Consider the following 20,177-nt stretch of genomic DNA (forward strand, 5'->3'; position numbering starts at 1 on the left):
GTAGGCTGCATAACGTAATGGGGGCCGGGTGATCGTCCCTTTCCTCTCTGGCCACGGCCCGCCCCTGCCATCACGATGGATACCTATGGATTTCAAACACGAAGACCTGACCGCTCTGGTCGAACGCACGATGCCGTTTGGTAAATATGCCGGGCGGGTGCTGATTGATCTCCCTGAGCCTTATCTGCTGTGGTTCACCAAAAAAGGCTTTCCGAAGGGCGAGTTGGGGCGGCTGATGGCGCTGGCCTTGATGCTGAAAATGGACGGCACGGAAAACTTGTTGGAGCCGTTGCGTAAATAGGCTGTATCCGCTGAATCAAGCAGGTATCCTGAGGTCATTGCCATGTTCAGGAGCCAGCTGTGCCGTTACTCGATGTTGTTGCCAATAATGTGTGGGCGTATTCGGTTCCCCATAGCTTCATGGGGCTACACGTGGGTGCCCGCATGACCGTGATCAAATTGTCTGCTGGCGGTTTGCTGCTGCATTCCCCGGTGCCGGTGGATGAGCCTCTTGCCCAGGAGCTGGCGGCGTTGGGCGAGGTGACCCACATTGTTTGCCCCAATCTTTTTCACCATGTTTTTGCCGCTGAAGTGAAACAGCGTTACCCGCAGGCGGTGTTGCACGGGCCGGCGAAACTGGCGAGCAAACGCAAGGATCTGTCGCTGGATGCGGTACTCTCGGAAACACCCCATCCGGACTGGGGAGATGACTTTGAGCTGGTCTTTATTGAAGGCTCAATGTTGCACGAGACGGTGTTCTACCATCAGCCCAGCAAGACTCTGATTGCGGCGGACCTGATTGAAAACTTTCATCAATGTGACCACGGTTTCACCCGCTGGTATCTGAAGCTGGGAGGGCTGTGGAAGTCCCCGGGTTGGCATCCGGTGCTGCGCCTGGTTTACCTGAATCGTCGCAAGGCCCGCGCCAGCGTCACCCGCATTCTGGAGTGGCCCTTCGAAAGGCTCAGCCTGGCCCACGGTGAGGTGATCACTGAAAACGCCCGCAACCAGGTCCGTCATGGGATGGAGTGGTTGTTCTAGGGAATAGCTACAAGCTACAAGACTGGATAGGGAAACAGGGAACGTTCCCTGGTTTTCCTTTTCAACTTTTCACTTTGAACTTTCAACTGATCTTTCGCGGGCAGAGCGGTTAACGTGTGGCCGCGCCCCCAATCCGCGTTGCAGCTTGAAGCTTGTTTTCCTCCTCTCCATATTTTTTGCAACTTTTCCCGCTATATTCCTCAACCATCATTACTGGTCTGTGGAATTGCCCATGTCCCGCTGGATTCGCCGTTATCCGAAAGCGGCTCTTTTGTTTGTCATTCTGATGGTATCCCTGCTGCTTGCCGGTTGGCGCTGGGGGTTTACGTCGGCGCCGGTTACGCAGTGGCAAACGGCGACGGTGGAGCGTGGCGACGTGGAAGAACTGGTCACTGCGCTGGGCACCCTGGAGCCGGGCGATTATGTGGACGTGGGTGCGCAGGTCTCCGGCCAGCTTACCCGGCTGCATGTGGATGTGGGTGACAGTGTGGAGCAGGGCCAATTGCTGGCGGAAATCGACGCCTCTGTACAGCAAACCCAGGTGGACGCGGGCCTGGCGGAACTGGAAGCCCTGCGAGCGCAGCTGGAGCAACGTGAAGCCGAGCTGAATCTGGCCGAACTGCAGTTTCAGCGCCAACAGCGGCTGCGTGCTGCCAATGCCACCAGTGACGATGCTTTTCAGAGCGCCCGTTCCACGCGGGTCATTACCCGCGCCCAGATCAAGGTATTGAAAGCCCAGATTCGTCAGAAGCAGGCCAGCGTGGAAGGCGACCAGGCCAACCTTGGGTACGCAAAAATCTATGCGCCACGCAGTGGCACTGTGGTCAGCCTGGAGGCCCGTGAAGGACAAACCCTCAATGCCAACCAGACCACGCCGACGCTGATGCGGATCGCCGACCTGTCCACCATGACGGTATCGACCCAGGTCTCGGAAGCGGATGTGGATCGCCTCGCGGCAGGCATGCCGGTCTACTTCAATACCCTGGGCAATGGCCAGGTGCGTTATGACAGTACCTTGCGCCAGGTGCTGCCCACCCCGGAAGTGGTGAACAACGTGGTGCTGTACACCGCCGAATTCGATATCGCCAACCCCCAGGGCAAGCTGATGTCGGGGATGACGGCCCAGGTGTTTTTTGTCGTGAACTCGGAAAAGGATGTGCTGAACCTGCCGGTGGCGGCGGTGAAACGTAATGATCGTGGCCAGTGGCAGGTGCAGGTTCCGGGCAGTGATGGTCAGCCACAGAACAAGACGGTGAAAGCCGGCATCAATAACCGGGTGCGCACGGTGATTCTCGAAGGCTTGAACGAAGGGGATACGGTGCTGCTGGGGCAGGCCGCCCGGCAAGCCGCCGGGGCGTCAAAAGACCGTCCGCGTCGCGGCGGATTGTTCTGATGGCACTGATCGAACTGGCGGGCATCCGCAAACGTTACCCGGCCGGTGAGCAGGAAGTGGAAGTCCTGCATGGCATCGACCTGTCCATCGAGGCGGGCGAATTTGTGGCCATCATGGGTAGCTCCGGGTCCGGCAAATCCACACTGATGCACATTCTGGGTTGCCTGGATCAACCCAGTGACGGAGTTTACCGCTTCGCCGGGCGGGCGGTGACCGACATGGACCATGAGCAGCTGGCCTGGCTGCGCCGGGAGATGTTCGGTTTTGTATTCCAGAGCTACCACCTGATAGGCACCGCCAGCGCCTGGGAAAATGTGGCCCTGCCCGCCATTTATGCGGGGCTGCCCCGAGAAGAGCGCAAACAGCGCGCCCAGACCCTGCTCGCTGATCTGGGCTTGCAGGACAAACTGGAAAACCGGCCCAACCAACTGTCCGGTGGCCAGCAGCAGCGGGTATCCATTGCCCGAGCCTTGATGAACGGAGGCAAGGTGATTCTCGCCGATGAACCCACTGGCGCGCTGGACAGCGTTAGCGGTGACGCGGTGATGGGCCAGCTCAAGGCGCTGGCGGAACAGGGCCACACGGTGATCGTGATTACCCACGATGCTGCGGTGGCTGAGCACGCCGACCGGGTAGTGGAAATCCGCGACGGACAGGTGATTGATGATCGCCGTCGCCGCCCGCACCGTGTGGAGGCGGCCCACGCCGTGCCGCAACCGACGCAGGAAAGCCGCTTTCCAGACCTGGGTGAAGTGCTGGAATCCGTGGTCATGGCGTTGCGCTCATTGCACGCCAACTGGCTGCGCACCTTGCTTACCTTGCTCGGTATTGTGATCGGTGTGGGCTCGGTGGTGGTGATGCTGGCCATTGGCCAGGGCGCCAAGGAAGACGTGGTGGCCCGCATTGGCGAGCGCGGCGTGAACCTGCTGGTGATCCGGCCGGACCGGGGCCAACAGCGCGTTGCCGACGGGGTGATCGCCACCCTGGTGCCGGAGGATGCCGAAGCCCTGAAAACCCTGCCCAATATTCGCGTTGCCGTACCGGAAATTTCCGGCGGCGTAACGGCGCGGGCCAACGGCAAGGATATTTCCACCAGTGTGCAGGCGGTGAGTGCGGATTACCCCAGCCTGCGCGACTGGGAGCCGGTGCAAGGGGTGTATTTCAACCGCAGTGATGAAGCCAGCTACGCGCCGGTGGCCGTGATTGGGCAGACGGTGAAAGCCAACCTGTTTCCGGACAGTGATCCGTTGGGCCAGTTTCTGTTGCTCAACAGTATTCCCTTCCAGGTGATCGGTGTGATGAGCCGCCAGGGGGCGACCGACTGGGGGGATGATCAGGACGATGTGGTGTTCGTGCCTTTGTCGACGGGCACCCTGCGCCTGTTCGGCCAGAATTATCTGCGTTCCATCACCCTGGCCGTGGATGACGTTGCCATCATTGATGAGACCGAAACTGCGGCGGTTAACCTGTTGACCCAGCGTCACGGGAAGGAGGATGTGCGGGTTTTCAATATGGCGTCCTTGTTGGATATGGTGTCGGAAACCCAGAACACCCTGACGTTGCTGCTGGGCTCCATCGCGGCGATTTCATTATTGGTGGGGGGGATCGGGGTGATGAACATCATGCTGGTGAGCGTGACCGAGCGTATTCACGAAATTGGTATCCGCATGGCCACCGGCGCTCGTCAGCGCAATATCCTGCAGCAGTTTCTTACCGAAGCGGTGGTGGTGTCTGCGCTGGGTGGCGTGATCGGTGTGGTGATTGGGGTACTGGTGGGCTGGCTGCTGGACGCTTTCGGCATGGCCATTGTGTTCTCGGTGCCAGTGATGGTGGCCGCGTTTGTTTGTGCCGCGGGCATCGGCCTGTTGTTTGGCTTTGCCCCCGCATTGAAGGCCGCGCGTCTGAACCCTGTGGAGGCACTCAGTAATGACTAAGGCAATGAACAAGTTGGTATGGGTGACGGTTGTTGTTCTGTTATCCGGCTGCGCCATGCGGTCCGGGCTGGAGGCGCCCGAACAAAACATGCCGGCACAATGGCTTAACCAGCAGCAGGCCAGCCAAGCCATGGTGCATCACCCGCAATGGTGGCAGCAGTTCAACAGTGCGGAACTGGATCGGTTGGTGGACCAGGCGCTGGCGGCTAACACGGATTTACTGGCGGCGACGGCGCGGGTCGAGCAAGCGGATGCGCAACTCAGTCAGGCTGGTTCAGCCCTGTTTCCGACCCTGGGATTGGGCGCCGGCGGCAGCCGCAGTGGTGTATTCGGCGAAAGCGGTAGCAGTGAAAGCTACAACGCCTCCGTGAGTGCCAGCTACGAGCTGGACCTGTGGGGGCAGCTTCGCAATAGCCGTGATGTGGCGCGGGCCTCCCTGCTGGCCAGCCAGTTCAGTCGCGATACCGTGCAGCTCACGGTGATTGCCAGTGTGGTGAATACCTATCTGCAGGTGCTGTATCTGCAGGACAACCTGGCCCTGTCGGAAGAGAATCTGGCGCTGGCCCAACAAGTGCTGGATGTGGTGCAGGCCAAGGTAGAGAACGGTGCCGTCTCCCCCCAGGATCTGGCCCAGCAGAAAACCGTGGTCGCCAATGTGAAAGCGCAGTTGCCGTCCTTGCGTCACCAGCTGCGGCAAAGCCGTTATGCGCTGGCGGTATTGGTGGGAGAAATGCCGCAGGCATTCCAGGTGGGTGGCGGTACCCTGAGCAATCTGCAGCTGCCGGAGATCCAGGCCGGTTTACCGGATCAGGTGCTGGCCCAGCGCCCGGATATTGCCCAGGCCCAGGCCAGCCTGATGGCCGCGGATTATTCTGTGGCCGCCGCCCGGGCGGACTACTGGCCCTCCATCACGCTCACCGGTAGTGGCGGTTATGCCAGCAGTGCCCTGTCGTCGTTGTTCAACGGCGATGCGGTGTACAGCCTGGGCGTGTCGTTGGCGCAAACCCTGTTTGATGGCGGTGCCCGCAATGCGCGGATCAATCAGAGCAAGGCCGCCTGGCAAGAGCAGGTGGCCAGTTATACCGGCACCTTGCTGGTGGCCCTGCAGGAAGTGGAGCAATCGTTGAGTAATGTGCAGGGGTTGGCCGAGCAGCAGCAGTATCGTGAAGAGGCATACCAGCAAGCCGAGGAAGCCTATCGGGTGGCGCAGGTTCGTTATCAGGAAGGCGAAACCGAGCTCACCGATGTGCTCAGCGCGCAAAGCAGTTTTAACAGTGCGCGCCAGAACAGCCTGGATCTGATCTACAACCAGTATCAGTCGCGCATCACTCTGTACCGGGTATTGGGTGAAGGGGGAAAGGCACCTGCGGAATCCTGAAGTGCCGCTGGTTTGCCGCTTGATCCGCTAACCGACACAATACGACGATCGACTCCAGCCTGTCAGGTCGGCCGTGCTGCCGCTTGTTTATCATCCCGAATACAGCTTTCCCTTTCCCGGCAAACATCGTTTTCCCATGGAAAAATTTGCCCGGCTGCATGGCTACCTGCGCAGCCGGGGTATTGCCCATGGCGATAACGAATTCCGCCCCGGCCGGGCCAAGGCGGCACTGTTAAGTCAGGCGCATTGCCCACAATACGTATCAGCCATGGTGGACGGGACGCTGGATGCCAGGGCGCTGCGGCGCATGGGGTTGCCGTGGAGAGAAGCCTTGATGACGGCGCAGCTGGCACTGCAGCACGGTATCGCCTGTCATCTGGCCGGCGGCACCCATCACGGCCACTACGATTTCGGTTCCGGTTTCTGCATCTTCAATGATCAGGCGTTTGCGGTGCGCCAGTTACTGAACCGGGGCGTGGTGAAAAAAGCCCGGATGTTTGATTGCGATGTACATCAGGGCGATGGCACTGCAGCCATGCTGACAGATAAGCCTCGGGCGTTTACCTGCTCCATTCATTGCGAGAAAAACTTTCCGGTGCGCAAGATGAAAAGCGATCTGGATGTGGGGTTGCCGCTGGGTATGACGGATCAGGACTATCTGGATACGGTGTTTGAGACGCTGGATCGATTACTGGATTCAGTGCAGCCGGATCTGGTTTTTTATGACGCCGGCGTGGATATCTTTCAGCACGATCCGTTGGGGCGCCTGCATATTTCCGAGCAGGGTATCGCCGATCGCGACCGGGGCGTCCTTGCCCGTTGTCGTCAGCGTAACGTTCCTGTGGCCACGGTGATCGGGGGCGGCTACGATGATGATCGTGACGCGCTGGCGCAGCGCCATGCCATCGTTATAGAGCAAGCCTTTGAGTTAAAAGTTGAAAGTTAAACGTTCAAACGCGGTCAAGGCCGGTGATATGACATTGCGTTTTGTGTCGCTTTTAACTTTCAACTTTTAACTTTCAACTGCTCCGAAGGAGCTCTCATGTCCAAAGCCCTGTTGATCATGGCCCATGGCAGCCGTAGTGAAACGGCCAACGACGAGTTTCGTGCGCTGGTGGACACCGTGGCGGAATCTGCCCACGCCGCCGGGCAGGAATACGTGGCCGTATTGCCCTGTTTTCTCGAGTTGGCGACACCCTCTTTGATCGAAGCGATCCAACAGCTGGAACATCAGCCGGTGACAGCCGTGCAGCTTTACCCGCTGTTCTTCAACAAGGGGAAACACGTGGGCAAGGATATTCCGGCACAGATTGAAGAGGCCCGCGAGCGTTTCCCGGATCTGGATATCGAATTGATGCGTTATTTTGGCAGTGCCGCCGGGCTCGCACCGCTGGTGGTGCAGCATCTTCAGGAACAGGAAAACTGACCCGGACCCGGCTGTCATGGATGACATGGAAACCACGCTTCAACGGATTTTTGCCAGCGAGTCCCGCCGGGTACTGGCGACACTGATTCGTCTGCTGGGGGATTTCGACCTGGCAGAAGATGCCTTGCAGGAAGCGTTTGTCGCCGCCCTGAGGCAATGGCCGGAAGACGGCGTGCCGGACAATCCCCGTGCCTGGCTGGTCTCTGCGGGGCGCTTCAAGGCCATCGATCAGTTACGCCGCCGTGCCCGTTACGACGCGCTATTGCGTGAGCAGGCGGATCACCTTGCCGCCCAGGCGACGGTGGAAATGGAGATAGAGAATGCCGCCATCGAGGATGACCGGCTGCGCCTGATCTTCACCTGTTGCCACCCGGGGCTGGCGCCGCAAGCACAGGTGGCGCTGACATTACGGGAAGTGTGTGGACTCACCACGGAAGCCATCGCCCGCGCCTTTCTCAGCAAACCCGCCACCGTAGCCCAGCGTATTGTCCGCGCCAAGGGCAAGATCCGCGATGCGAAAATTCCCTACGAGGTGCCGGAAGGCGCGGCATTGGCGGAACGTCTGCAGTCGGTCCTGCAGGTGATCTATCTGGTGTTCAACGAGGGCTATCTGGCATCGTCCGGCGAGCAGGCGTTGCGCCATGATCTCAGTGAGGAAGCGATTCGCCTGGCCGAGCTGGTGCTGGCCTTGTTGGCGGAACGCACCGACCAGCCGGACCCGGAATGCCAGGGCTTGCTGGCGCTGATGTTGCTTCACCATGCTCGTCGGGCCACGCGAACGGATGCGCAAGGCGAGCTGGTGCTACTGGGAAACCAGCAGCGCAGTCTCTGGGACCGGCAGGAAATCCAGCGCGCCGATCAGCTGGTGCGCCAGGCCTTGCTGTCACGGCGCTTCGGGCCTTATACCCTGCAGGCCGCCATTGCGGCAGTGCATGCACAGTCACCCAGCAGTGCGGAGACCGACTGGCAGGAAATCGTCGGACTCTATGATCTGTTGATGCAGCATATGCCGACCCCCATCGTGGCGCTCAATCGGGCGGCGGCCCTGGCCATGCGTGATGGACCGGAGGCGGGCTTGCAGTCGCTGGAGCCGCTGATGGAGAACAAGGCCCTGCAAGGGTATCACCTGGCCCATGCCGCACTGGCCGATATGCACCGGCAGTTGGGCCATCAGGACGCGGCGGCTCAGGCCTACACGCAAGCACTGGCATTGGCGACGCAACCAGCGGAGAAACGCTTTCTGCAACAACGGCTTGCCGACCTTTCCAGGTAGCGGTTTTTCGCGGTCAGCGGAGTTTTGAAACAAATAGCTCATCGCGGGTTCGAATGGATAACACGCTTCTCGCTGTTTGATGGGTTCTCGCAAATACTTGGCACTTTGCCAAACGCTGGACGCCGAATGCCTGACGTAAAACCCCATAGCCTGAGAGGCCGTCGTTATTGCGGTGTCTCTTTTGAGCGTTATTTTAAGGAATAGTCAGGGCCATCATTCCGGCAATAATCGGGCAATGCATTTTGCGCGGAAAGCACGGCGGCCATAGTGTTCAGGTTTTGAATGCAAGCGTCCGTCGTCGGGCATCCGGCGTCTAGCGGTTGCGCGGGGTGGATAAAAAGACAACGCCTGAAATTGGCTCACCGCTTAATTCTGCGATGAATAAAATAAACAGGGGCGCTGTCGAAAGCGGGGTTTCAGGTTCGACTAATGGGAAAGTGACCCATAAAGGAGTTGAACATGAGCATTGAAGCAACCATTCAGGACCTGACTCGCCGCTGGCTGAAAGGCGCAGCCGATAATGATGTCGAGGCGATCATGGCCCTCTATCACCCGGCTATCCGTTCATTCGATGCCATTCTGGCTATTCAGGTATCTGGCGAGAAAGCGTATCGGGCGCATTGGCAAAAGTGCATGGAGTCCTGCCCGGCGGAAGCGTTTTTCGAGATGCACGACCTGGTTGTGGAAGCATCCGATTCCCTGGCGGTGTCGCACAGCCTGACCCATTGCGGTGCCACCGTGGAAGGGGAAAAGCAGGGCGGCTGGATGCGCTGTACACATGTGTGGAAACGTGATGGCGACCAGTGGAAGATTGTGCACGAACACTTTTCCTGCCCGTTCAATCCGGAGGACATGTCGCTGATTATGACGTGGCAACCGGAGCACGCACCGGTACCTTTTCATTAAAACCGGCCCGGGAGAGAGCACGATGAAATATCTATGTCTGGTGTATTACAACGAAGCGGCGATGCAGGAACGTGGCGATGATCACTGGCAATCGCTTAACCAGGAGTGCCAATCCTACAGCGGCGGCTTGCAGGAGTCCGGCGTGATGCTGGATGGCTCCGCCCTGCAACCGGTGTCCACGGCGACCACGGTGCGTTTGCGCGACGGGCAGGTGAGTGTCACCGATGGCCCCTTTGCGGAAACCAAGGAGCAGCTGGCGGGCTTTTACCTGATCGACGCCAATGACCTGAACGATGCGATCCGAGTGGCCAGCCGTATTCCGCCGGCACGCTACGGCAGCATCGAGGTGCGGCCGGTGCGCGATATCTACGGCGAGTCGTCGGATGCCGTGCCTTATGCGGACGCCGTATCGGAAAACGAGAAGGTGACGGACTAAAGCGTTTTTGAAAACGCCCGGCACCCCTGATTTTCTTTGGAAAGTGATGCTTGCATCACGAATAACGTCGGGTGTGGCCGGTCCTGTCGCGATGCAAGCATCGCTTCCCACAGCCTGCCTGTCTTTTTTCAGAGGCGCCCTAAAACTTTGGGGGGCTCAACAGGCGTCACCTCGGTAGTGTTAACAGGTCCTAATCAAAGGTCTTCGCAAAAACCAAACCGCCCCACAGTACATTGCGGTCGCCCACGCCCTCTTTCAGTTCGGAGGTGTGGCCGCGCAGGACATAGCTGAGCCGGTAGCCGTCACTGAAGGCATAGGTGTAACCCAGCCAGGCTTCGGCGACGCCATGGTTTACTTCGTCGCTGTCGTAGCGCACATCGCTGTCCCGGAACTGGCCCTGCAGAAACGCATTGTAGGCGCGCCCGACCAGCGCGATGCCGCCCCACACATAGTGTTCGTTGTCCTCACTGGTGGCGGTGGTGTTGTTGCGTTCGCCGTAGCGGGTCAGTTCCGGGTTGCTCTGCCACCAGGGGCTGCGCAGGCGCCCGGCACGAAAGCTCAGGCTCCAGCGTGCTTCGGTGAGGTAACCCACGGAGCCTTCCACGGTGCTTTTCACTTCCAGATTGTCGCTGGAAATGGGCAGGGTCTTCTGCCGGGCCACCGAGTAGCGAGCGGTGGGTTCGCCGCCATCGCTGATCTGGTGGTCCCAGCCTTCCGCTTGTTCACTGCCGATGACCTTGTGCACGCCATTTTGAATGTTGCCGGCCAGATCCAGCCCCAGGGCGCCCAGTGTCAGGGTGCTGTGCCAGGCCACCTGGTCGTCGGGATTCACCTGCACGCGGCTGCTGGAAAGGTAGATCATGCTGGCGTAGGGGCGGTCGTCGTAGAGGGGCTCAGGCCGCTCTTTCTGTTCCGGGGTGAAGCCGAAAATGCCCGCTTCAAAACTGTGGCCGCGAACCCGGCTCCCGGACAGGCTATTGAGGCCCAGGGCGGTATCGATCCAGCCCAGCGGGGTGTCCAGGGAAAGCAGAAAATCCCGTGCCCGGGTGCCGGTGGCGGCCATGCTGAGGCCGTAGGTGTAATCCTGATCACGGGTGCCCGGCACCAGCATGTCGTTATCCAGGGTCAGCGCCCAGCTACCGGTTTCGCGCTCCTGCTGCGGTTGAGGGCGGGGTTGGCGTGGGCGCATTTCGGTGAGTCCCGGGTCTGCGGCCCGGGCCAGCGGCGAGGCGGTGTCGGACAGGGGCGCGGCGACGCTCAGTCCCGGGCTCGCCAGCATGGCGATCGCCAGTAAGGCTGTGGCCCGAAAACCGGGGGAGGGAAAAAGGCTGTCGCGTGTGTTCTCTGTCATGGCTCCGTATCCGTCTCACTCCGGGAGCCCACAAGCGGCTCGCCAGAACTGCAATTCAGTGACGCGTACGGTATGCCCCGCACGCGCATGGTCGGTATCGCGTTGCTGGGCGGTTGTTGCCTGTTTCTACAGAGAGTTGTTGTTCTGCCAGCGGCAGCGGCGCCATCGTTGAGCCGCTGAGTGTTCAATGGGACTAGAATGGGCGATGACTGTTCGATGAAACAGTGCGACAGGGTTGGCCATTTAATCGAATTTTTCGATTCTTCCCGAACCCTGCACTCCCTCTGGGAAATGACCAGATCCCCGCTCCTGCCGTTCACTTCGGTCATTGAGCTTGCTTATGGAGAGGGCGTAGCCTCGATTTCATATCCATGACCTGATGGTCAACAGACTGTGATAATGAGGAGAGCACGGTGGCAGAAGCATATATCGTAGCGGCGGTGCGTACCGCTGGTGGCAAAAAGAACGGTCGGCTGAGCAAGGTACATCCCGCAGATATGGGCGGTCGCGTTATTGATGCGGTGGTCGAGCGTATTGGCGTGGCACCGGAAAAGGTGGATGACGTGATTTTCGGTTGTGTCAGCCAGATCGGTCCGCAGACCTTTAACGTGGCGCGCACTTCCATTCTCAGTTCCTGCCTGCCGGAATCCGTGCCGGGCGTCACCATCGACCGTCAGTGCGGCTCCTCCCAGCAGGCGATCCACTTTGCCGCCCAGGCGGTGATGAGTGGCACCCAGGACCTGGTGATTGCCGGCGGGGTGGAATCCATGAGCCAGGTGCCCATCGGTTCTCCGGTGATGGCCGTCAAGGAAATGGGCAACCCGTTTACCGGTGAAATCAGCAAGCGCTATCCGGGGGAAACCTTCAGTCAGTTCCATGGTGCTGAGCGCATGGCGGAGAAATACGGGGTGAGCAAGGCGGAACTGGACCAGTTTGCCTACGATTCCCACAAGCGTGGCGCCGCGGCGACCGAAGCGGGCCGCTTCAAGGATGAAATCATTCCGGTGCCGGTGACCCTGGAAGACGGCTCCCAGGAAGAGCATCTGGTTGATGAAGGGATTCGCTGGGAAGCGGAGCTGGAGGCCATCAAGGCGCTGCAGCCGCTGCAGGAAGGGGGCCATATCAGTGCTGCCAATGCCAGCCAGATTACCGACGGCGCTTCGGCGGTGATGATCGCCAGCGAAAAAGCGGTCAAGGAACTGGGCCTGACGCCGCTGGCGCGTATTCACGCCATGGCGGTGGTGGGTTCTGACCCGACCATGGTGCTGGAAGGCCCGATCCCGGCGACTGAAAAAGTGCTCAAGCAGGCCGGCATGACCATGGCGGATATCGACCTGTACGAAGTCAACGAAGCGTTCGGCTCCGTGCCGCTGGCCTGGATGAAGGCCCTGGGTGCGGATTACGAAAAACTGAACGTGAACGGTGGCGCCCAGGCGCTGGGCCACCCGCTGGGGGCCACCGGTTCCAAGCTGATGGGCACATTGGTGTATGAGCTGAAACGCCGTGGCGGCAAGTACGGTTTGCTGGCCATCTGCGAAGGCCTGGGCACCGCTAACGCGACCATTATCGAAGTGTTGTAATAGCAGCAAAAGAATGAAAGCCGAGCTGACCACGGCTGCCATTCCATGAAAAAGCCGGTCCGAATTGTTCGGGCCGGCTTTTTGTTGGTTCTTCGCGGAGTAGGGTGAATATCACGCGCCATCATTGCCTGATGGGGATTACGGCAGGGCGCTTTCAGCCTCCTCCAGCGCTTCCATGGCTTCCAGTAGCGCCCCTTCCAGTTCGTCGTGCTGTTGCTTCAGGCGGGCCTGGTCTGCCAGCAGGTTGTTCATTTCATCCTTGCGGTTTGCGTCGGTATATAGCGTGTCGTCACCTAACGACGCTTCCACAGCGATTAATTTCTCGCTGCACTGGCCCAGCTGTTTTTCCAGGGTTTCCACCTGTTTTTTCAACGGCCGTAACTGCTGGCGCTGTTGGGCGGCTTGCTGGCGGCGGGCCTTGGCGTCCTGGCCATCGCTGGCTTTCTCTTCTTTCACCGGTTTGCCGTCGCGGCGGTTTTGTTGCAACCAGCGAGCATAGTCGTCCAGGTCGCCGTCGAAATGGCTGACGCTGCCGTTGGCCACCAGGAAAAAATCGTCCACGGTGGTTTCCAGCAAATGCCTGTCGTGGGAGACCAGCACCACGGCCCCTTCGAAGGCTTGCAGGGCCAGGGTCAGCGCTTCGCGCATGTCCAGGTCCAGGTGGTTGGCGGGCTCATCGAGTAACAACAGGGCAGGCTTTTGCTGGACGATCATGGCCAGCGCCAGGCGGGCTTTTTCACCACCGGAAAAACGCCCGATGGGGGCAAACACATCATTGCCCTGAAAACCGAAGCGGCCCAGTTCGCTGCGCAATTGCGATTCGCTCCATTGCGGGTAGAAGCGCGACAGCATCTGGTAGGGGGTGTCGTTGGCGTCCAGGCGATCCACCTGTTGCTGATGGAAGTAACCGATTTTCAGATCATCGCTTTTTTCAAAGTGGCCGCCCAGAGCGGGCAGCTCGCCGACCAGGGTGCGCACCAGGGTGGATTTACCCGCGCCATTGGGGCCGAGCAGGCCGATGCGGGTTTCCGGGCGCAGGCTGAGTGTTACCCGGTCGAGAATGACAATGTCGGCGCCGTCGTTCCTGTAACCGCACTGCACCGCGTCCAGGTTCTCCATGGGGTTGGGCAGTTTTTCCGGGCTGTGAAAATCAAAACTGAAGCCGGAATCCACATGGGCGGGCGCAATCAGTTCCAGTTTTTCCAGCGCCTTAACCCGGCTCTGGGCCTGTTTGGCCTTGCTGGCTTTTGCCTTGAAGCGGGTAATGAATTTTTGCAGGTGGGCGACCTGGGTTTGCTGCTTGTCATGCATCTTTTGTTGCAGAGCAAGCTTCTCGGCGCGCTCGCGCTCGAAGTCGGAATAGCCGCCGGTGTACTGCTTCAGGCTGTTATGCTCGATGTGCAAAATCTGGGTGACGATGGCATCCAGAAATGCCCGGTCGTGGGAGATTACCAGCAGCGCGCCGGGCTGCTGAATCAGATAACTCTGCAGCCACAGAATGGCATCCAGATCCAGGTGGTTGGTGGGCTCATCGAGCAGCAGCAGGTCAGCATCGCTCATCAGCACCTGGGCCAGATTCAGGCGCATGCGCCAGCCACCGGAAAAGCTGGAGACCGGCTGCCGTTGCTGGGCTTCGCTAAAGCCCAGGCCCGCCAGCAGGACGGCGGCGTTGGCCGGTTGCTGCCAGGCGTGCAGCGCGTCCAGCTCGCCGTGGGTCAGGGCAATGGCGTGGTTGTCGCCGGCCTGTTCGGCGGCCGCCAGTTTGCGCTCGGCGGCGCGCAGGGCATGGTGGCCGTCCAGCACGTAATCGATGGCTGGCTGGTCCAGTGCCGGTACTTCCTGGGCCATCATGGCCAGGCGCCAGTCGGCAGGCAGATTGAGGTTGCCGCCGTCGCTCTCCAGCTCGCCCATGATAAGCTTGAACAGCGAACTTTTACCGCTGCCATTGCGGCCCACCAGCCCCACGCGCCAGCCCTTGTGCAAGACCAGGTTGGCATCTTCCAGCAGCAGGTCGGGGCCGCGACGAAGGTTGATATGTTCGAGAGACAGCATGGTGAGCCTATTTCCAAGACAGTGGCCTGCGTGCAAGTGTAGACGCGCAGGAAACCGGCGCAGTGTAAGCGATGGCCTGTTTAAGCACCAACCCGTCAGCGGACGGTGAATCAGGGGATACCCGTGAGTGATGAGATAAAACCGGATCTGTGGCGTTTCGCGCTGGGCCGTTGGCAGGACAAGGCGTTCGAGAAAACCTGCCTGCATTTGCAGGATGAATATCAGGTGCCGGTGTCGTTGTTGTTGTGTGGGCTGTGGCTGGCCGAGCTGGGCAAGCAGCCGGATGCCAAGGTGGGCCGGCGGTTGGCGGAACTGGCCGGGCAGTTCGAGTCGGATTACCTGCGACCTCTGCGGGCGGTGCGCCGAAAGGCCGGGCAGGATGAGCGGTTGCCCGAATTCAAGCGGCAACTCCAGCAGGTGGAGCTGGAAGGCGAGCGCTGGTTGTTGACCTCTCTGCCGATGCTCTGCGATACCTTGCTGCCGGCCGGCAAACCGGTGGACCCGATGGGCTGGTTGCTGGTGCTGATCCCGGAAACGGCGCAGTGTGAAGGGTTGCAGAAATCGCTCAATGAGTTGGTTGCGCTCTAGGCATTGCCGCTACTCCCGTCCCGTTCCAGAAAGCCTGTTGAGCCCTGGAGCGCCTGATTGTCCTGCCGCCGATTCCGCGTTGACACGCGGTTCGCACCTCAAGCGGTGTTCCTGCAGAAATCGCGTGTTACCACTTTCAACTTTGAACTTTCCCCCCGCCGCTGCCATTCTTCCTGTCCACGTTTTATTCGGACCATCCCATGAGCACCGACCTGGATTTCGATCGTGACCACCTCTGGCATCCTTATACGTCTACCTCGAAACCGCTGCCCACCTTTCCCGTGGCCAGTGCCGCCGGGGTGAGGCTGACGCTGGATGACGGGCGTGAACTCGTCGATGGCATGTCGTCCTGGTGGGCAGCCGTGCATGGCTATAACCACCCGGTGCTTAACCAGGCGGCAAAAGACCAGATTGATCGTATGGCCCATGTGATGTTCGGCGGGCTGACCCACGAACCGGCGGTGGAGCTGGGCAAGAAGCTGGTGGCGCTGACCCCCGATCCATTGGAGAAAGTGTTTCTGGCCGACAGCGGCTCGGTGGCCGTGGAAGTGGCGATCAAGATGGCGTTGCAGTACTGGCTGAGCCAGGGATACACCGGCAAGGACAAACTGCTGGCCCTGCGCAACGGTTATCACGGCGATACGTTTGGCGCCATGGCGGCCTGTGATCCGGTCAACGGCATGCATTCGCTGTTCAGTGGCGTGCTGGCCAAACATTATTTTGCTGAGGCACCGCAGTGCCCCTATGACAATGATTTCGATACGGCGGATCTGGATTCCATCCAGCAGATGCTGGCGGCCCATCACCAGGAGATCGCCGCCGTGATTTTGGAGCCGGTGGTGCAGGGCGCTGGCGGCATGCGTATTTATCATCCCACCTACCTGAAAGCGGTGCGGGCCCTGTGTGACGAGTACGGTGTGTTGCTGATCTTTGATGAAATCGCCACGGGTTTTGGTCGCACCGGCAAGATGTTTGCGCTGGAGCATGCGGATGTGTGCCCGGATATCCTGTGCCTGGGCAAGGCGATTACCGGGGGCTACATGACTCTGGCGGCCACGTTGTGTACCGGTCAGGTAGCCGCGGGTATTTGTGAGGGGGAGGCCGGGGTGCTGATGCACGGGCCGACTTTTATGGGTAACCCGCTGGCCTGCGCCGTGGCCAACGCCAGCATCCAGTTACTGCTGGATTCCGGCTGGCAGCAAAAAGTGGCCGCCATCGAGAGTCAGCTCAAGGAGGAATTGCTGCCGTTGAAGACGCTGCCTGCGGTGGCCGATACCCGGGTGCTGGGCGCCATCGGAGTGATGGAAATGAAAGAACCGGTGGCCATGGAGCAGGTGCAGGCGCGTTTTGTGGAGCTGGGCGTATGGATTCGTCCGTTCGGCAAGCTGGTCTACATCATGCCGCCGTTCGTGATCGAGCCGGAGGATTTAAGCAAGCTCACCGGGGCCATGCGGGATTTGGCAGAGGGCAGTTGACGTTAAGACCTAACTTTCTACAAACCCGCTGTAGGCGTTCCCTTCCAGGGACGAACCTCGCGAAGCGAGGCTACAAGAGCTTTCACCTGCCGCACTGTCATGAGTCGATCTAGAACCTGATCGGCCCTGTGAGCAATTCCGCGTTTACACGCGGTTCGTCCCCTGAAAGGGAACTCCTACAGGTGGGTTACCGAAACCCCGGCATGGTCTGTATTAAATGCCGCTGTACCTCCAGCCATTCGCCGATTAGCCGCCAGTGTTGCTGGTCCTCAAGGTGGCGGGAGACGGCGGCATCCATGATGCCTTCGCCCTGGCTCATGGCCTGCACATAAAGCTGCGTGTCGCGCAGGGTGACCAGATAGGGAATTTTCAGGCTGGAAAGAAATTGACGCAGGGCTTCGTACATTTTTGTGCGGGTGCGTGCCCGGTTGGCGATCACTGCCAGCCGTCGGGGGCGCCGGCGGTAGCTGGGGGTGAGCATCACGCTTTGCAGAAAGCGGGTGGTGGCGCGGATATCAATGGGGCTGGGCAGCACAGGAACCAGCACCACCTGGGAGAGTCGCATCAGATGATCCAGCTGATGCGGATCAAGCCCGGCGGGAGAGTCGATGATGACCAGATTGCCCGCCTGATCCAGACGTTGCTGCAGACGGCCCAGGGAAACCGGTTCTCCGGCAGGCCAGCTCAGGCCTTGAATGGTGGCGGAGTGGCGCATTTTCAGCCATTGGGTGGCGGACTGCTGCGGGTCCAGATCCATCAGACATACCGGGCGCCCCAAGGCTTCGAAATAGCAAGCCAGATTGGTGGCGATGGTGGTTTTGCCGCAACCCCCTTTGCTGTTTGCGACCAGAATCACCAAACGCGATCCGTGGGATCTGTGCTGGGAGCCGATCCCCGTGGATGGGCTATTCTGTGCGCTGTTCATACCGTTTCTTTATGGTTATTTCGTATGATTCTACCTGCCCCTAATGCCGGTGCGTTGATTGTCGGAAGAAAGGGTGATTCTGCTCACAAATCCAACACTACCGCAAAAGTGGCATAAGTGATGTAAATTGTGATGTTATTTTGCTCCCATGGGGAACTCGATCCCGTGAAGGGGCTCTACAGGGGAATCCGGCATTATGCGTTTTTTGCTCATTATTGTTGTACTGCTGCTGGCAGTGCTGGCGGCCTTGTTTATTGTGCCGCTGGGTGGCGGCAAGCCATTGCTAAACTGGCAGCATGTGGAACAGAACTGGCAACAGCCGGAAAAGCTGTTTGACGGGAGCCTGTCTCCCTGGCTGGAAAAAAAGGGTGACACGGAGCTGTATCGCTGGCGTGACCCCGATGGAAACTGGCAGTATGGCCAGATTCCGCCGCCGGGTGTATCGGCGGAACCCATTACGGTAAAGGCTCCGGACACCATCAGCGCGGAACAGATGCGTGCTGGCAAGGGGCTGGAAGAGACACAACAGAAACAATAACAGTTGGCCAATTGGAGGCAGAATGAAGAAATTGGGAATCGTGCTGGCAGGAACGGTCTTGCTGGCCGCTTGTGGTCAGGACAACGCAGAAGTGAAAACGGATGACCAGAAGGCGTCCTATGCACTGGGTTTCCGCAGTGCCGAGCAGATGCGCAGCCTGGAAAACCTGGATCTGGATGCCATGGTTGCAGGCCTGCGTGATGGCTTCGACGAGAAAGGCGAGTCCCGTCTGGGTGATGAAGATCTGGATCAGCTGATCCGTGATTTCCAGGGCCGCATGATGGCCGCCCAGCAAAAAAAGGTTGAAGAAGAAGCTGGCAAGAATCTGGAAGCCAGCGAAAAATTCCTGGCGGACAATGCTGAACGTGACGGCGTGACCGTTACCGACAGCGGCATGCAGTACGAAGTGCTGGCCTCCGGTGAAGAAGGAGCGCCGTCTCCGACTCTGGAAGACACCGTGGAAGTGCACTACCACGGCACGCTGCCCGACGGCACTGTGTTCGACAGCTCCGTAGAGCGTGATCAGCCTGCGACCTTCGGCCTGCAGCAGATCATTCCGGGCTGGCAGGAAGCGCTGCCGATGATGAAGGAAGGCGACAAATGGAAAATCGTCCTGCCGCCATCACTGGCCTACGGTGAGCAAGGCGCCGGTGGCGACATCGGCCCGAACCAGGTGCTGATTTTCGAAATCGAGCTGCTGGATGTGAAAGGCAGTGGTGATGAGGCGCAAGGCGAAGAGTAATCGCCGAGCGTTTGTTGCTACCAAGAGGGCGCCGAAAGGCGCCCTTTTTGGTGGATCAGTGTTTCTACAAGGCCGCTGTAGGAGCGTCGCTTGAGACGCGAACCTTGCCTTGGCAAGGAGCCGCCCAAGGGGCGGTCAGGAATATCAGAGCTCAGGAGGCTTTAACCGAGTAAGCTGCCAAGCCTGTATGGTTGGTAGCCTCCTTCATTCGCGCCCCAAGCGGCGCTCCTACAATTAACCTTGACGCGCGGAGCACGGGCAGTGAAGCCTTGCTCCATGGATTGCTCCGTGTTGCCGCTTGAAGCGTGTCGCTTGCTGCTGCTCTTAATGCGTTGCTTGCTGTCGCGGTGGTTCCTGCTGGTGGATGCTGAGAATCAGCTGATCTTCCAGGGCAAAGCGTTCCTCCAGGGTTTCCATCAGTGCACTGATGCGCTGGGGTAACACCTTGCGCTGGGCCAGGCACTGGTCCGCGTGTTCGAAATCCTCATTAAAGGCCAGCGCCGCATCGGTGGAGTTGTCGAGCTTTTGCAGAATTTGCCGGGTCAGTGCCGGGTTGTCCCGGTGGAAATGCCGGGCTTCGTTGACCAGCTCCCGATACACCTCGAAATAACCAGCGCTGATGTAATCCATCAGCAGTTGGCAGAAGCGCTGCACCTGACGATGCATGGGTTGCTGGTTTTCGTAGGGTTGGGCGGTGGAAAGCCCTTTCAGGCCCTGCATGGTGCACAACAGTACAATCAACTGCTGGCGTTCATCCAGCCAGGCCTGAACCAGTGCTTCGATGCGTTGCCATTGAGCCAGTGCTGCAGATGTGGAACTCGCCATTGTGTTCCCTCCTTAGTGAATGGCTGAGACTGCCTTGGGCCGGCGCAGGCTGCTGGGCGACCGGTCGTTTTGATTCTTCAGCAGGGCTATCGAGACTAGGATGGAGGGTGATGGGGGCGCAATGGGCAGAAAGTGACCTTTTTGCGGAGTAGCCACAAACAGTGGAAAAAACAGCGCGGCGTCAGCCACTTGTTGCTAAAGACGGATTTTTTATAAGACAGGGGCTTTTAGTGCTTTGTAACGGCGGATAGGAACGCCTGATGCCTCGTGCTTGACGCCAGACGGCTGTGCAAACCGGGTCGGGTTGTGGTCGC

19 protein-coding genes are annotated in these 20,177 nt (G+C 59.4%); 15 read left to right on the plus strand and 4 right to left on the minus strand.

Features of this window, described 5'->3' with window-relative positions; translation table 11 throughout:
• Positions 1–85: 85 nt before the first annotated feature.
• From COA55_RS09250 to COA55_RS09295, 10 genes are all read left to right on the plus strand, one after another.
• A complete protein-coding gene (locus tag COA55_RS09250; protein WP_063519858.1) occupies positions 86–301 on the plus strand; it encodes a DUF3820 family protein in 216 nt (71 codons plus the stop codon).
• Between the two features lie 59 nt (positions 302–360).
• Complete coding sequence (locus COA55_RS09255; protein ID WP_290501729.1) at positions 361–1,041, plus strand: DUF4336 domain-containing protein; 681 nt, start codon at positions 361–363, stop codon at positions 1,039–1,041.
• A 232-nt stretch (positions 1,042–1,273) separates the two neighbouring features.
• Positions 1,274–2,434, plus strand: a complete 1,161-nt coding sequence (locus tag COA55_RS09260) for an efflux RND transporter periplasmic adaptor subunit (protein WP_063537191.1) — start codon at positions 1,274–1,276, stop codon at positions 2,432–2,434.
• A complete protein-coding gene (locus tag COA55_RS09265) occupies positions 2,434–4,368 on the plus strand; it encodes a MacB family efflux pump subunit (protein WP_290501731.1) in 1,935 nt (644 codons plus the stop codon). The genes COA55_RS09260 and COA55_RS09265 overlap by 1 nt, the downstream gene beginning before the upstream one ends.
• Positions 4,361–5,746 (plus strand): efflux transporter outer membrane subunit, encoded by a 1,386-nt coding sequence (locus COA55_RS09270; protein WP_290501733.1) that lies wholly within the window; start codon positions 4,361–4,363, stop codon positions 5,744–5,746. The genes COA55_RS09265 and COA55_RS09270 overlap by 8 nt, the downstream gene beginning before the upstream one ends.
• 136 nt (positions 5,747–5,882) lie before the next feature.
• Positions 5,883–6,692 (plus strand): histone deacetylase, encoded by an 810-nt coding sequence (locus tag COA55_RS09275; protein ID WP_363970148.1) that lies wholly within the window; start codon positions 5,883–5,885, stop codon positions 6,690–6,692.
• A gap of 96 nt (positions 6,693–6,788) precedes the next feature.
• Positions 6,789–7,172 carry a CbiX/SirB N-terminal domain-containing protein gene (locus tag COA55_RS09280; RefSeq protein WP_290501737.1) on the plus strand — a complete coding sequence of 128 codons (384 nt, stop codon included), beginning with the start codon at positions 6,789–6,791 and terminating at the stop codon, positions 7,170–7,172.
• Between the two features lie 16 nt (positions 7,173–7,188).
• Entirely contained in the window at positions 7,189–8,445 is a 1,257-nt protein-coding gene (locus COA55_RS09285) for an RNA polymerase sigma factor (protein WP_290501739.1), read from the plus strand.
• A gap of 459 nt (positions 8,446–8,904) precedes the next feature.
• On the plus strand, positions 8,905–9,351 hold the full coding sequence (locus COA55_RS09290; protein ID WP_290501740.1) for a nuclear transport factor 2 family protein: 447 nt from the start codon (positions 8,905–8,907) through the stop codon (positions 9,349–9,351).
• 22 nt (positions 9,352–9,373) lie between these two features.
• The gene (locus COA55_RS09295; RefSeq protein WP_063520082.1) at positions 9,374–9,787 is read left to right on the plus strand and encodes a YciI family protein; all 414 of its coding nucleotides are present in this window, start codon (positions 9,374–9,376) and stop codon (positions 9,785–9,787) included.
• A gap of 190 nt (positions 9,788–9,977) precedes the next feature.
• On the opposite strand, the gene COA55_RS09300 is transcribed toward COA55_RS09295, so the two are convergent.
• Positions 9,978–11,138 carry a lipid A deacylase LpxR family protein gene (locus COA55_RS09300; protein WP_290501742.1) on the minus strand — a complete coding sequence of 387 codons (1,161 nt, stop codon included), beginning with the start codon at positions 11,136–11,138 and terminating at the stop codon, positions 9,978–9,980.
• A 413-nt stretch (positions 11,139–11,551) separates the two neighbouring features.
• Here COA55_RS09300 and COA55_RS09305 point away from each other — a divergent pair, with 413 nt between their 5' ends.
• Positions 11,552–12,718 carry an acetyl-CoA C-acetyltransferase gene (locus COA55_RS09305; protein ID WP_290501744.1) on the plus strand — a complete coding sequence of 389 codons (1,167 nt, stop codon included), beginning with the start codon at positions 11,552–11,554 and terminating at the stop codon, positions 12,716–12,718.
• Between the two features lie 138 nt (positions 12,719–12,856).
• Here the strand turns inward: COA55_RS09305 and COA55_RS09310 are convergent, their stop codons facing one another.
• Positions 12,857–14,770 (minus strand): ATP-binding cassette domain-containing protein, encoded by a 1,914-nt coding sequence (locus tag COA55_RS09310; RefSeq protein ID WP_290501745.1) that lies wholly within the window; start codon positions 14,768–14,770, stop codon positions 12,857–12,859.
• A 123-nt stretch (positions 14,771–14,893) separates the two neighbouring features.
• Here COA55_RS09310 and COA55_RS09315 point away from each other — a divergent pair, with 123 nt between their 5' ends.
• Together COA55_RS09315 and bioA are read left to right on the plus strand one after the other, a co-directional pair.
• Positions 14,894–15,358 carry a TIGR02444 family protein gene (locus COA55_RS09315; RefSeq protein ID WP_290501746.1) on the plus strand — a complete coding sequence of 155 codons (465 nt, stop codon included), beginning with the start codon at positions 14,894–14,896 and terminating at the stop codon, positions 15,356–15,358.
• 200 nt (positions 15,359–15,558) lie between these two features.
• Positions 15,559–16,833, plus strand: coding sequence for an adenosylmethionine--8-amino-7-oxononanoate transaminase (gene bioA, locus COA55_RS09320; RefSeq protein ID WP_290501748.1), 1,275 nt, complete (start codon positions 15,559–15,561; stop codon positions 16,831–16,833).
• A 187-nt stretch (positions 16,834–17,020) separates the two neighbouring features.
• Here bioA and COA55_RS09325 read toward each other — a convergent pair whose 3' ends face one another.
• Positions 17,021–17,689, minus strand: coding sequence for a ParA family protein (locus tag COA55_RS09325; protein ID WP_290501750.1), 669 nt, complete (start codon positions 17,687–17,689; stop codon positions 17,021–17,023).
• Positions 17,690–17,954: 265 nt separating this feature from the next.
• Between COA55_RS09325 and COA55_RS09330 the strand changes: the two genes are divergently transcribed.
• Together COA55_RS09330 and COA55_RS09335 are read left to right on the plus strand one after the other, a co-directional pair.
• Positions 17,955–18,296: a DUF4124 domain-containing protein gene (locus COA55_RS09330; RefSeq protein ID WP_290501751.1), complete on the plus strand. Its 342-nt coding sequence runs from the start codon at positions 17,955–17,957 to the stop codon at positions 18,294–18,296.
• Positions 18,297–18,318: 22 nt separating this feature from the next.
• Entirely contained in the window at positions 18,319–19,038 is a 720-nt protein-coding gene (locus tag COA55_RS09335; RefSeq protein WP_290501753.1) for an FKBP-type peptidyl-prolyl cis-trans isomerase, read from the plus strand.
• Positions 19,039–19,362: 324 nt separating this feature from the next.
• Here COA55_RS09335 and rsd read toward each other — a convergent pair whose 3' ends face one another.
• Positions 19,363–19,863, minus strand: a complete 501-nt coding sequence (rsd, locus tag COA55_RS09340) for a sigma D regulator (protein ID WP_290501754.1) — start codon at positions 19,861–19,863, stop codon at positions 19,363–19,365.
• Positions 19,864–20,177: the final 314 nt, after the last annotated feature.

Origin of the sequence: Alcanivorax sp., assembly GCF_002733835.1 — a bacterium.
Taxonomy (GTDB): domain Bacteria; phylum Pseudomonadota; class Gammaproteobacteria; order Pseudomonadales; family Alcanivoracaceae; genus Alcanivorax.

What these genes read in the sequence shown, in the direction of transcription:
- COA55_RS09285 (WP_290501739.1), top strand. Translation starts at nt 7,189, where the DNA reads ATGGATGACATGGAAACCACGCTTCAACGGATTTTTGCCAGCGAGTCC.
- rsd (WP_290501754.1), bottom strand. Translation starts at nt 19,863, where the DNA reads ATGGCGAGTTCCACATCTGCAGCACTGGCTCAATGGCAACGCATCGAA.
- COA55_RS09265 (WP_290501731.1), top strand. Translation starts at nt 2,434, where the DNA reads ATGGCACTGATCGAACTGGCGGGCATCCGCAAACGTTACCCGGCCGGT.
- COA55_RS09280 (WP_290501737.1), top strand. Translation starts at nt 6,789, where the DNA reads ATGTCCAAAGCCCTGTTGATCATGGCCCATGGCAGCCGTAGTGAAACG.
- COA55_RS09295 (WP_063520082.1), top strand. Translation starts at nt 9,374, where the DNA reads ATGAAATATCTATGTCTGGTGTATTACAACGAAGCGGCGATGCAGGAA.
- COA55_RS09275 (WP_363970148.1), top strand. Translation starts at nt 5,883, where the DNA reads ATGGAAAAATTTGCCCGGCTGCATGGCTACCTGCGCAGCCGGGGTATT.
- COA55_RS09335 (WP_290501753.1), top strand. Translation starts at nt 18,319, where the DNA reads ATGAAGAAATTGGGAATCGTGCTGGCAGGAACGGTCTTGCTGGCCGCT.
- COA55_RS09250 (WP_063519858.1), top strand. Translation starts at nt 86, where the DNA reads ATGGATTTCAAACACGAAGACCTGACCGCTCTGGTCGAACGCACGATG.
- COA55_RS09260 (WP_063537191.1), top strand. Translation starts at nt 1,274, where the DNA reads ATGTCCCGCTGGATTCGCCGTTATCCGAAAGCGGCTCTTTTGTTTGTC.
- COA55_RS09270 (WP_290501733.1), top strand. Translation starts at nt 4,361, where the DNA reads ATGACTAAGGCAATGAACAAGTTGGTATGGGTGACGGTTGTTGTTCTG.
- COA55_RS09290 (WP_290501740.1), top strand. Translation starts at nt 8,905, where the DNA reads ATGAGCATTGAAGCAACCATTCAGGACCTGACTCGCCGCTGGCTGAAA.
- bioA (WP_290501748.1), top strand. Translation starts at nt 15,559, where the DNA reads ATGAGCACCGACCTGGATTTCGATCGTGACCACCTCTGGCATCCTTAT.
- COA55_RS09310 (WP_290501745.1), bottom strand. Translation starts at nt 14,770, where the DNA reads ATGCTGTCTCTCGAACATATCAACCTTCGTCGCGGCCCCGACCTGCTG.
- COA55_RS09330 (WP_290501751.1), top strand. Translation starts at nt 17,955, where the DNA reads ATGCGTTTTTTGCTCATTATTGTTGTACTGCTGCTGGCAGTGCTGGCG.
- COA55_RS09300 (WP_290501742.1), bottom strand. Translation starts at nt 11,138, where the DNA reads ATGACAGAGAACACACGCGACAGCCTTTTTCCCTCCCCCGGTTTTCGG.